At 56.9% G+C, this 9,070-nt stretch carries 7 protein-coding genes; 6 read left to right on the forward strand and 1 reads right to left on the reverse strand.

Going from position 1 to position 9,070, the window contains the following annotated elements; all coding sequences use genetic code 11:
- Nucleotides 1–436: 436 nt before the first annotated feature.
- From Q5H33_RS07500 to Q5H33_RS07510, 3 genes are read left to right on the forward strand one after another with little or no spacing between them, the layout of a single operon-like run.
- Entirely contained in the window at nucleotides 437–1,804 is a 1,368-nt protein-coding gene (locus tag Q5H33_RS07500; RefSeq protein ID WP_065435268.1) for an ABC transporter permease, read from the forward strand.
- On the forward strand, nucleotides 1,801–3,024 hold the full coding sequence (locus Q5H33_RS07505; RefSeq protein WP_004221017.1) for an ABC transporter permease: 1,224 nt from the start codon (nucleotides 1,801–1,803) through the stop codon (nucleotides 3,022–3,024). Before Q5H33_RS07500 ends, Q5H33_RS07505 begins: the two co-directional genes overlap by 4 nt.
- A 12-nt stretch (nucleotides 3,025–3,036) precedes the next feature.
- Nucleotides 3,037–3,672 carry an ABC transporter ATP-binding protein gene (locus Q5H33_RS07510; RefSeq protein ID WP_003807101.1) on the forward strand — a complete coding sequence of 212 codons (636 nt, stop codon included), beginning with the start codon at nucleotides 3,037–3,039 and terminating at the stop codon, nucleotides 3,670–3,672.
- Between the two features lie 245 nt (nucleotides 3,673–3,917).
- On the opposite strand, the gene Q5H33_RS07515 is transcribed toward Q5H33_RS07510, so the two are convergent.
- Nucleotides 3,918–4,355 carry a GNAT family N-acetyltransferase gene (locus Q5H33_RS07515; protein ID WP_117650215.1) on the reverse strand — a complete coding sequence of 146 codons (438 nt, stop codon included), beginning with the start codon at nucleotides 4,353–4,355 and terminating at the stop codon, nucleotides 3,918–3,920.
- Between the two features lie 204 nt (nucleotides 4,356–4,559).
- Between Q5H33_RS07515 and Q5H33_RS07520 the strand changes: the two genes are divergently transcribed.
- The 3 genes from Q5H33_RS07520 (at nucleotide 4,560) to Q5H33_RS07530 (ending at nucleotide 8,488) form a co-directional block, all read left to right on the forward strand.
- Nucleotides 4,560–5,261 carry a phosphatase PAP2 family protein gene (locus Q5H33_RS07520; protein WP_302423832.1) on the forward strand — a complete coding sequence of 234 codons (702 nt, stop codon included), beginning with the start codon at nucleotides 4,560–4,562 and terminating at the stop codon, nucleotides 5,259–5,261.
- A gap of 232 nt (nucleotides 5,262–5,493) precedes the next feature.
- Complete coding sequence (locus Q5H33_RS07525) at nucleotides 5,494–7,923, forward strand: glycoside hydrolase family 3 C-terminal domain-containing protein (protein WP_302423833.1); 2,430 nt, start codon at nucleotides 5,494–5,496, stop codon at nucleotides 7,921–7,923.
- On the forward strand, nucleotides 7,916–8,488 hold the full coding sequence (locus Q5H33_RS07530) for a GtrA family protein (RefSeq protein WP_302423835.1): 573 nt from the start codon (nucleotides 7,916–7,918) through the stop codon (nucleotides 8,486–8,488). The genes Q5H33_RS07525 and Q5H33_RS07530 overlap by 8 nt, the downstream gene beginning before the upstream one ends.
- Nucleotides 8,489–9,070 lie beyond the last annotated feature (582 nt).

Raw genomic sequence — 9,070 nt, forward strand, 5'->3', positions numbered from 1 at the left:
TTCAAGGTGAAGATCAACGAGAAGATGCACGCCGAAATCGTCGAGCAGCTCGAAGCCAAGCTCGCGGCCGGTGAGATCCCCGACGAGGAAGTCAAGACGGTCGAGACGGTTGAAGCGTCAACGAGAAGGCCAAGATTCTGACCGAATAAATAACCAATACTTGCCACTCCTTCCTTTCTCTCTGATGGAGGCCCCAATTTCGATTGGGGCCTCCATTGGTATATGCACTGTTTTATAGCCGTTCAAAGTTTGTCAAATGAACAAAACGACCGATGTCCCGGAGCATAATGCAACCAATGTTGTTTCGTTTTTTCGCTCAAGGCATATCTTGCCATGTTCCGAGGTGAACCATGTATTTTGGCGAATGACCAATCGAAGAATCGAATTAGATTTCATTGTTTCGGATGAGAAGGTCCCAGCTTCACAGGGGGTATTAATGACATTCATCTCACGAGCGGCGCGCTATGTGCTCAGAAAGCGAGTGCGCACCGCAGTGCTGTTCATTGTGCTGACCATCATAACGGCGAGTATGCTGTCCGCAACCGCAGTTTCTCGGGCAGCGCAACATGAGGCCGGACAGATTGAGAAACAGGCGGTCGGCGGATTCGTGCTGGCCAGTAACCTGCAAGGCAGCATGCTGACACCTCGCGGAGGCGGAATGGTTCGTCCCGCTGATGTGCAACGAATCTCGAAGCTGTCCGGTGTTGACTCGTACATGGTCAGGCAGAACGCCACCGCCGATCTCGTGGGAGCCAGCGTGGTGAAGGTCCCCGGCGGCGATGATTACGATGCGGAGAAAGAACAGCAGTTCGGCAATACGGCCAACGTCATAGGCACAAACGATTCGTCAAAACTCAATGTGTTCACGTCGCACACGCTCGGCATGGTCGACGGACGTCATCTCAAGGCATCCGATAAGCATATGTCGATGGTCCATGAGGATCTCGCCAAAACCAATGGGCTTAAAGTCGGCGATACCCTCACGCTCAAGGCCAATCCATATGATGCCGACAATGAGTCGCATTCGACGGCAACCGTCAAAACCACCATCGTTGGAATATTCAAAGGAGACAGCGACAGAAAGGTATCCAGCCGCGCGGAACTCACCTCCAACACTGTGTACACCGATTTGGACACTACAAGTACTCTGTACCAGTACAAGGCCGGCAAGGAAATATATCAGGATGCCACTTTCGTTCTGGACAAGGGTGTCGACGTGGAGAAAACCATGGAAGCGGCGAAGAAGCTTCCAGTGGATTGGAACAACTACCAGATCACACGCAATGACCAATATACGTCGAGCATGCTGAATGCCGCCCGAGGTGTGCGTTCCATGATGCTCGGCGCTTTGATCGGCGTGACCATTTCGGCCGTGATAGTTCTCAGTCTCATGCTCTTACTGTGGATGAATGACCGACGTCAGGAGATGGGCGTACTGGTGTCCCTTGGCATCGGCAAGCCATCCCTGATCGCCCAATATCTAACCGAGATGATTCTGATCGGTCTGCCGTCCCTGGCCCTCGGATGGTTGTGCGCACGAGGAGTGGCCCAATGGCTTGGCACTTCGGCCCTCCGTTCCGTGAACGCCTCCGCGGCGAAGGAGCTGAGCAGCATGGGGCAGGTTGGCGGCGATCTCGAATCCAATATGTCGGTTCGTACCTTGGATTCGCTCACGGTATCGATCGACACGACTGCCGTACTGTATGTGTCGCTCGGCCTGCTGGCGGTGATGCTGGTATGCGTCGCCATATCGTGCATACCGATGCTGCGCAAGTCGCCGCGAAGCCTGTCGGAGCTCCGATGACGGGCATGAACGTGTGGAATCGTGCCACGCTGGCAATCGTGCGTAAACCGGTACGCAGCGGAATCATCGGACTGCTGATGCTGATGGTTTTCACCAGTCTTGTGGCTCAGGTTGGAGTGTCAACGGCACTTCAGAAAATGTCCGACGATATCGGCAGAAGCATGGGAATAGGTTTTACTGTCGACACAGGCGAGAATCCTGCAAGTCTAAAGGAAGCGAGCCGGTTCTCGCGCATCCCCGGCGTAGGAAAAACCGTTTACGAGCGTAAGACCTTGGCAGGGGTGGATGGAGCGCATCCGGTTGTCCCCGAACATGGTCCTCGGCTGGATTCCGGTCTATCCACGCAGGTCAGCGTGCTGGGCACCACTGACTCCTCGTTGTCCGAAGAGTTCCAAAGCGGTCTGTACCGGTTGGAACAAGGACACCACATTTCAGGTAATGGCCGGAACGTACTGATTCACCGGGATTTCGCACGTGAGAATGGGCTATCGGTGGGATCAACACTCCGGCTCAGTCAGGAAGACCGCGATTCCACCGTTCGCGTGGCCGGAATCTTCTCTGGCAATGTGCAGGCACAGAGCCCTATGCCATCGGACGCATCGGAGAATCTTATCTATGCGGGTGCCCAAGTGGTTTCCGCGCTGACTGGAGAGGAACGGGTCGGCACGATCCGGTGCCTCTCGGATAATCCGCAGGCTCTCTCCGCCGCAGTGGCCCAAGCGAAAAAAATCGCTGGAAGCAAGTATGGCGTCACCGATGACTCGGCGCGGCTTTCTGGTGTGCTGCAGTCGGTGGAAACGGTGCGCGATCTGGTTCGTATGGTGCTGTTGTCCGTTTGCTTGGCTGATGTGTTGGTACTGGGCATGGCGCTTGTCTTCTGGATCCGCTCACGTATTCATGAGATAGGCACCCTTCTGGCTCTCGGCATCGGCAAGATGCAGATTATCGCCCAGTTCGCAATCGAAACCGGTCTCATGGCTGTGGTCGCAGCCCTGTGCTCGCTGGGCACGGGCTCCCTATTGTCTGGATACGTGTCCTCGCTTCTGCTGCACGATTCTGGAGTCGCGCCTCTTGAATCATTGCAGGTGGAGGCTCTGCCGCCAGAACAGACGCTGCTCATCCTGCTGCTCGGATGCGCGGTCATCGCGATTGCGCTTGCCGTGTCGTGCGCCGCGGTGCTGGCCAAATCCCCGAAATCCATTCTTTCCTCTATGCGTTAGGAGATATTAATCATGACTATCTGTCTGCAATTGGACCATGTCAATTACTCATATGGCGCGGCGAAGATCCGCGTTCTTTCGGACGTGAACGCTGATTTCGAATCCGGAAAGATGTATGCGATAACCGGTCCATCGGGAGCGGGAAAGAGCACACTGCTGTCCCTGTTGGCCGGTCTGGATGCCCCCTCTGATGGAGTGGTCCGTTTCGAGGGTGAGGATATAGCTACGACGGGTTATTCAAAGCACCGTCGCGAGCACGTGTCCTTGGTGTTCCAGGACCATAATCTGATCGACTATCTCACTCCCGAAGAGAATCTGCGTTTGGTCAATCCCAAGGCCGATATGAAGATCCTCGAGGATTTGGGACTGAGCCGTGAGGAATCGAAGCGCAACATCATGCACCTGTCGGGCGGTCAACGTCAGCGAGTGGCGGTCGGCCGTGCCCTAGTGGCGCCCGGCCGCGCGATTCTGGCGGATGAACCGACTGGCAGCCTGGATCCGGAAATGACTGATGAGGTGATTGATCTTTTGCGGCATGCCGCTCATCAACTCGGTAAATGTGTCATTGTGGTGACGCATTCCAAGCGTGTCGCCGATTCCGCCGATGCCGTTTACACTCTCAGGCACAAGAAGCTAGCCAAGGCATAGCTCGCTCGCCTAAACCGTGTCTTCCGTCCGAACAGCGATCCACCATCGGTGGCCTCTCGGACTTCCGTTACGGCAGGGGCCTCTTGACACGTGGCTGCTGCGCCACGTAATGAACGCGTTGGGCCGCGGCATCGCCTCCGCTGCCTACGTGTCCATGGGTGGGGCGGCATGCTGGCCGGCTTCTACTTGCTGTCCGCGAACAACGTGGGCTGGGTGACGTGCACGGCATCGTGGATGGTTCGTTATTACAACGGCAGTTCTCGATAAACCAAATCGTCACGGACTGCAAAGCCCTGCCGTTCCCAGAAATCGTTGCCGGCGTCGTTGTCTGCGGGCACTCCGACAGCGACTTTCGGCAGACCGATTGCACGAAGCGTTTCAACCACACGGCCCACCAACATCGAGCCAATGCCCCTACCGCGTGCGTCGGGGTCGACCGCCGTGTGGTAGATGCGTGACCGTCTTCCGTCGTTGCCGGCAAGAATCGCGCCAATGATCCTTCCGTCATCGTCCTCGGCTACGAAGCAGGTGTCGGGATTGCGTTTGAGAAACGTCTTTATCGCATCCTCGCAATCGTCTATATCCCTCATGGTGAAACCTGTGCATCGTGTCCACAGCCCGTATACCAGCGGATAATCCTCGATTTTCATATGGCGTATGGTCATTGCTATCGGTTCGGTCATATTTCCTTCTTTCCTTCTTAAACGCCAATTCCGATTCTCGCATCGTTCGCGGTACTTCCCGTGTGGGTATGCCATATTTGCGTTGCGCGGCCGTCTGCAGCGCGCGTGTCGGGGAAGCCCCCTGAAGGATAATCCTCGATTTTCGGGGATACCCCGGATGTGAACATACGGCAACGGTATGGTGAACTGTGCTTAACTGAAATCATGCATATGAAGAACGGAAGCATCGCGAGAGCGGCGGCTGTGGTAATCGCAACCGCCATATTGTGCGGCATTGTGCCTATGATTGGCGTCGCACTGCGCAATTCGGCAATCGCAACAACGCGTGAAACCAATATTTTGCAGACTTTAGCGACGCTGCCAGAAGGGTTGCGCGACTGCTCCACGGTACTTGCGTACCTATTTTCAACGGTAGGCTGCATCGCAATCGTCGCCGCGCTTGCCGCTGTCGATTTGCGTATTACCGGCAGCAGGCGCGTCGTCATCCGCGATGTCGTCGTGTCGGCGGCGCCGATACTGTACGTGACCGGTGTCAAATGGCTGGTCGAACGCCCCCGTCCGATTACTTCCGTCGGCAGTGATCTATTGCCAGGCGATCCAAGTTTCCCGAGTGGTCACACGGCAGCCGCGGTGATCGTATCGGTCATGATGATTCTTACCGTGCGTAATTTCGCGCGCAAATGCTTCCCCGACGGAGAAGATGACGGGCGTGCAAACGGAAGACAGGTGTTCCTCCGCAGGGCGGTCATCGGCGCTGTCGCGCTTGTCGCGGCGGTCGCCTGTTCGCGATTGCTGCTCGGCTTGCACTATCCGACCGACGTGATTATTTCCGCCACCATCTGTCCACTCATTTCCTACGCCGTATGGTGTGTATGGAACGCATACGAAAGCGCGGCGGAGCGGTAAAAACGTATCTGCCATGTGAATTCCTTTGATTCCGAAATCAGTTAAGGAATGTCCGATTGTGCGGGCAAAACGACAGGTTGTGTAATGGAGCGCAGGTTGGCGGCGAAAGGCTGGTTCAATCAAACTAGCGGCGGATGCTCACATGCGATGCAGCCAAGAACATCCGCAACAAGAACAGCGCAGGCTCAGGGAGGGCCAAGCGGGTTCGAGGAGTTAGTGCAAGGGAGAACCAATGGAACTCGAAGAACTTTCGGTCGTTGAAAAGGCCGCAATGCTTTCCGGTGGATCCGAATGGGATTCGCGAGGCAACGACCGCGCAGACATCCCCAGCTTCGTGATGAGCGACGGCCCCCACGGCGTGCGCCGCCAGCTCGGCGAAGGCGATCATCTCGGCATCGGCGTATCCAAGCCGGCCACCTGCTTCCCGACCGCAGGAACCGTGGCCAATTCTTGGGATCCGGCGCTCGCCGAAGAAATGGGCGAGTCCCTCGGCAGCGAAGCGCACGATCTTGACGTGAACGTGCTGCTCGGCCCGGGTCTGAACATCAAGCGCAACCCGCTGTGCGGACGTAACTTCGAATACTATTCCGAAGATCCGATCGTCGCCGGACGTATGGCGGCAGGCCTGATCCGCGGCATCCAGAGCAACGGCATCTCCGCATGCCCGAAGCATTTCGCGGTCAACAGCCAGGAACTGCGCCGCCAGGCCAGCAACTCCGTGGTCGATGAGCGTACCATGCGCGAACTGTATCTGACCGGTTTCGAAATCGCAGTACGTGAAGCCAAGCCGCTGACCATCATGACCTCCTATAACGAGATCAACGGCGTCTACGCGCACGAAAACAAGCATTTGCTCCAGGAGATTCTGCGCGACGAATGGGGCTTCGACGGCATGGTCGTCTCCGACTGGGGCGGATCCAACTCCGCGGTCGCAGCAGTCAAGGCAGGCGGATCGCTGGAAATGCCGTCTCCGGGCTTCACTTCCGTGCGTGAGCTGGAAGGCGCGGTCAAGGCGGGAACCCTGTCTGAAGCCGATATCAACGCGCGTGCCGCAGAAGTCGCAAAAATCGCGGCAGCGACCAAGCTGGTCGGTGTTGGACGTAACGATCTGCTCAAAGACGATATCGCAGCAGCGCATCACGACGTGGCACGCAAGGTGGCCGAAGGCTCCAGTGTGCTGTTGAAGAACGATAACGCGACCCTGCCATTCAAGGCCGGCACCCGCGTGGCGGTGATCGGCGATATGGCCGCAACCGCACGTTATCAGGGTTCCGGCTCCTCCAAGGTAAACGCCACCAAGGAAGAGAACATTCTTGAAGAGGTCAAGAACGCCGAAGGCCTCGTGCTTGCCGGCTATGAGCAGGGCTATGACCGCCAGGGCAAGGCTGACCGCGTGCTCGTGGAAGACGCAGTCGCGCTGGCTGGCAAGGAAAGCGTTGATGTGGTGCTTGCAGTCGTCGGTCTTGACGAACGCAGCGAATCCGAAGGCCTTGACCGTTCCACCATGGCGATTCCGCAGGTGCAGAACGATCTGGTCGAAGCGCTGAAGGGCGCGGGCAAGCCGATCGTGGTCGTGCTTGTCGCCGGCTCTCCGGTGGAACTGCCGTGGATTGACGACGTTGCCGCAGTGCTTTACGTGGGTCTGTCGGGTCAGGCCGGCGCTTCCGCGACCGTGCGCGCGCTGACCGGTGAGATCAATCCGTCCGGCCACTTGGCCGAAACCTGGCCGATGCATTACGAGGATTGCCCGAGCTCCGGTTGGTATCCGGCGATTGATCGCGATGCGATCTATCGCGAAGGCCCGTTCGTTGGCTACCGTTATTACGAGACCGCCGGTGTGCCCGTGCGCTTCCCGTTCGGCTATGGCTTGAGCTACTCCACGTTCACCTACAGTGCCGCCACTGCTGGTGAGAACGGCATTGACGTGATGGTCAGCAACGATTCCGATGTTGCCGGTTCGACCGTTGTACAGCTGTACGTGCGCGGTCCGCAGGGTGGTGTGTTGCGTCCGGATCGCGAGCTCAAGGGCTTCGCCAAGGTTTCGCTTGCCGCACACGAAAGCAAGAGCGTGCACATCGATTTCGACCGTTACACCTTCCGTCACTTCGACGCTGCCAGCAACGAATGGAAGACGGAAACCGGCGAGTGGACGCTGATGGTGGGCGACAACGCCGAACACCTGCCGCTTACGATTCCGCACACCGTCGCAGGCGATGTCAATCCGGTTGCCGCGGATACTGCGCTCGGCCATTATCTCAGCGGCCACGTCAAGGAAGTGACCGACGCCGAAATGGCCGTGCTGTTCGGCCATGAGGTTGTGGCACCGGGCAAGCCGGTGACGTTCGGCGTGAACGATCCGATCATGTCGTGGGTGGATTCCAAGGGCTTCGTGGCGCGTGCCGTCGCCAAGACGCTCACCAAGCAGGAAGCCAAGATTCGTCAGAAGACCGGTGCTCCGGACCTTAATACCCTGTTCATCCTGAACATGCCTCCGCGAGCCATGAGCAAGATGACCCAAGGCATGGTCGATTCCGCGATGGTCGACGCCATCGTCAAAATCGCCAACGGCCACACCTTCCGCGGATTGGGCGGCGTTATCGCCGGCTTCTTCCGCAACCAATCCGCAAACAGGCGCACTGCAAAGGAGCTGAACAATGACTGATAACAATGCAACGCAGCCGGCCAGGAAGGTCGGTCCGATCCGCCAGTGGATCAAGGATCACCCGAACATCTGGGAATTCATCCTGTTCAACCTGCTGTCAAACATCTCCACCATCACCCGTTTTGTGGTGACGTGGATCGGCACCGCCATCTTCATCAGCGGCATGGGCCTGACTCAGCCGTTCCACTTCCTGATTTTCAACTACGACACCCAGGGCAACGGTCTGGGCGGCTTCCTCACCTTCCTGCTTGCCGAGGCGCTCGCCCAGGTGGTGAACTTCTTCGTGCAGATGAAGTGGGTATTCAAGTCTGACTCCAGCTTCAAGGACGCCGCTTGGAAGTATGTGATTCTCGCCGTGATCATTGTGGTCGTGAACCTCGTGTTGCCGGGCTACGTGACCGGTCTGTGCCAGGGTTGGGGTATGGGCGCTGGCATCGCCGGCACCATCGCCTCCGTGGTCAACACCCTGCTCGCCGTGATCGTGAGCTACCCGCTGCTCAAGTTCTGGGTTATGCCAAAAAGCGAGTCCAAGGAGACGGCCAAGAGCGAGGAGGCCGCCAAGTAGCCCTTCATAGCTGACTTCCCTTTCTTCCTCTCCTCAACCCGCCCGGTCTTCCTCCTTTTCCCGGGCGGGTTTTCTTATGACCTTTTGCTGCTTTCTCGTGATTTCTCAATATCGCAATGCAATCGTCAGCAATGCTGTCGGCGTAAAATCGAAAGTGAGATTGGCGTAAAATCGAAAGTCAAAACAGCGTAAAATCGAAAGTGCGGAATGATGAGTGATTTGTCGAGGTCCTAAAGCTTCGTCAACCATTAAACGGGTTCGTTCTCTTCCTCTCTTATGACCTCGTTGGAAGAGCCTTGCATAGCTGCGGGGCTTTTCTTTTTGCCTAGAAAGACATACGCTAACCGGCCCCCGCAAATGAACGTTTTTTGTTCTTTTGTCAACCTCTTCCGTATAGTTGTATGCAGTAACCTCCCGAAAGGGGATTGCGAATCTATGGGGGGTGAACAATGAGCTCGGAATCGAAGTTCGTCCGTTGCGGGTTTAACGGAGGAACAGAACGGGAATCTGGACGGCAGTGCCTGTCTTTGAAGCGTTGCCTTGCTTCGGTTATTGCTGTTTCCTTGTCCATCGTGTGCATGG

Source organism: uncultured Bifidobacterium sp., assembly GCF_959020145.1.
Classification (GTDB): domain Bacteria; phylum Actinomycetota; class Actinomycetes; order Actinomycetales; family Bifidobacteriaceae; genus Bifidobacterium.

Excerpts from the sequence above, each read along its gene's own strand:
- Q5H33_RS07500 (WP_065435268.1), top strand. The coding sequence starts at position 437 with ATGACATTCATCTCACGAGCGGCGCGCTATGTGCTCAGAAAGCGAGTG.
- Q5H33_RS07505 (WP_004221017.1), top strand. The coding sequence starts at position 1,801 with ATGACGGGCATGAACGTGTGGAATCGTGCCACGCTGGCAATCGTGCGT.
- Q5H33_RS07510 (WP_003807101.1), top strand. The coding sequence starts at position 3,037 with ATGACTATCTGTCTGCAATTGGACCATGTCAATTACTCATATGGCGCG.
- Q5H33_RS07515 (WP_117650215.1), bottom strand. The coding sequence starts at position 4,355 with ATGACCGAACCGATAGCAATGACCATACGCCATATGAAAATCGAGGAT.
- Q5H33_RS07520 (WP_302423832.1), top strand. The coding sequence starts at position 4,560 with ATGCATATGAAGAACGGAAGCATCGCGAGAGCGGCGGCTGTGGTAATC.
- Q5H33_RS07525 (WP_302423833.1), top strand. The coding sequence starts at position 5,494 with ATGGAACTCGAAGAACTTTCGGTCGTTGAAAAGGCCGCAATGCTTTCC.
- Q5H33_RS07530 (WP_302423835.1), top strand. The coding sequence starts at position 7,916 with ATGACTGATAACAATGCAACGCAGCCGGCCAGGAAGGTCGGTCCGATC.